At 67.5% G+C, this 1,734-nt stretch carries 2 protein-coding genes; both read left to right on the top strand.

Translation table 11 applies throughout. The annotated features are described in order from the left end of the window. The coding region (locus tag Q8M82_RS20550; RefSeq protein WP_305693159.1) for an extracellular solute-binding protein at positions 1 to 877 on the top strand (877 nt) is incomplete at its 5' end. Further along, positions 874 to 1,734: ABC transporter permease (locus Q8M82_RS20545; protein WP_305693158.1), on the top strand; the 861-nt coding region annotated here is incomplete at its 3' end. The genes Q8M82_RS20550 and Q8M82_RS20545, both read left to right, overlap by 4 nt.

The following is a 1,734-nucleotide window of genomic DNA, read 5'->3' as shown; positions in this document are numbered from 1 at the left end:
GGACACCGGCATCAAGGTCAACGCGGTTTTCCTGAAGGACGGCCTGCAGGAGCGCGTCGCGGCCGAGGGCGCCAACAGCCCCGCCGACGTCATGCTGATGGTCGATGTCGGCCAGATCAACGCCCTCGTCGATGCCGGCATCACCCAGCCGATCAAGTCCGCGGTCGTCGACAAGACGGTTCCCGCCGCGCTGCGCGGCCCGGCCGACAACTGGGTCACGCTGACCCAGCGCGCCCGCATCGTCGTCGCCTCCAAGGAGCGGGTGAAGCAGGATGCGATCACCTATGAGGATCTCGCCGACCCCAAATGGAAGGGCAAGGTCTGCATCCGCTCGGGCCAGCATCCCTACAACAACGCCTTCTTCGCCGCCTATCTCGCCCGCAACGGCGCCGAGAAGACGGAGAGCTTCCTGCAGGGACTGAAGGAGAACCTCGCCCGCAAGGCCGGCGGCGGCGACCGTGACGTGGCCCGCGACATCCTGTCGGGCCAGTGCGATATCGCCGTGATGAACACCTACTATATCGGGCTGATGAGCCAGGCGAAGAACGAGCAGAAGAGCTGGTACGAGGCGATCAAGCCGCTGAAGTCCAGCTTCGCCAATGGCGGCACCCATGTGAACGTCTCGGCCGCGGCTATCGCCAAGAACGCGCCGAACAAGGACAATGCCGTCAAGCTGATCGAGTACATGCTCGCAGAGAAGGCGCAGACGCTCTATGCCGACGGAAATTTCGAGTTCCCGGTGAACCCGGACGTCAAGGAGAGCGCCGCGGTGAAGCTGCTCGGCGCGCTGACCCCGGACACGACGCCGCTCGGCGACGTCGCCAAGAACCGCAAGGCCGCGGCCGATCTGGTCGACAAGGTCGGCTTCGACAATTGAGCCTGAGCGTTTCCGGCTCCGACACCCGGCGGTCGCCACTCGCGTGGCGGCCGTCGACGCGTCTGGTCTATGTCGCCCTGCTCGGGGCGGGCCTCGTCCTTCTCCCCGTCCTGGCGCTCGGACTGACGGCCCTGTCCTCGCAGGCGGCGTCGATCTGGCCGCATCTGGCCGCCCATGTGCTGCCCGCGGCGCTGCGCGACACCGGCCTGCTGCTGCTCGGCATCGGCCTGCTCTGCGGGCTCATCGGCGTCGGCACCGCCTGGCTGGTGACACAGTTCGAATTCCCGGGCCGGAGCAGCCTGGAATGGCTGCTGGTACTGCCACTCGCCCTGCCGACCTACATTACCGCCTATGTCTATGTCGAAATCCTCGGCTTCCAGGGCCCGTTCCAGAGCGCGCTGCGTGCCCTGACCGGCTGGCGCTCCCTGCGCGACTACTGGTTTCCGGATCCGCGCAACCTGCCCGGCGCGATCTGCATCATGGCGCTGGTGCTCTATCCTTACGTTTATCTCAGCGTCCGCGCCCTGTTTGGGCTGCAGGCCGCGGCCATCGTCGAATCCGCCCGCACGCTGGGGGCCGCGCCGGGCCGTCTGTTCTGGCGCGTCGGGCTGCCGATGGCGCGGCCGGCCCTGGCGGCGGGGCTGACGCTGGTGCTGCTGGAAACCCTCAACGACATCGGCGCCAGCGAATATCTCGGCGTGCGCTCGCTCACCCTGTCGATCTACACCACCTGGGTGAACCGCAACTCGCTCGCCGGTGCGGCCCAGATCGCCTGCGTCATGCTGCTGCTGGTCGTCCTGCTGATGGGCATCGAAGCCAGGCTGCGCGGCCAGCGGCGCTTCGCCCTGCCCGTGCGC

This window comes from Allobosea sp., from assembly GCF_030694325.1.
Taxonomy (GTDB): Bacteria; Pseudomonadota; Alphaproteobacteria; order Rhizobiales; family Beijerinckiaceae; genus Allobosea.
Note: the sequence above shows the minus strand (reverse complement) of the source record. Positions and strands in the feature narration are given on the sequence as shown.